At 35.3% G+C, this 365-nt stretch carries 1 pseudogene; it reads right to left on the minus strand.

What is annotated here, in order from left to right:
* Window positions 1-213: 213 nt before the first annotated feature.
* A pseudogene (locus E4T71_RS09295) lies at window positions 214-365 on the minus strand (transposase domain-containing protein); the annotation flags it as partial.

Genomic DNA, 365 nt, shown 5'->3' on the forward strand with positions numbered 1-365 from the left:
CATAAAGGGGAAATCCTTTTTTGTCCAGTCAAAAGTCTCACCTAATGGGTGAAAATCAAAAACTTCCAGAAACCATGATGTATCAGCGATTCTGGAAGTTTTTTTAGTTATGTATGAATAATTTGGGTAGAACCAATGTAAGCGCCCAATAACAGAGTATATTGAAAAAACTCCAAGATTATAAGCAGATTGCTTTTAATCTTGGAGTTTTCTTTATCTACAATTCTCTTGGATTTTTGGAGCCCATGGTAAATAAGCCTCTAGAACCTCTTTTTTACGAGAGTCTCCTCGTTTGGCAAATGTTCTAGAAGATAAGCTATATATTTTTCACTATCAAGTTGATGGACTTTGGCTGTCTCAAGCAG

The organism is Streptococcus sp. WM07, assembly GCF_004570525.1.
Lineage (GTDB): Bacteria > Bacillota > Bacilli > Lactobacillales > Streptococcaceae > Streptococcus.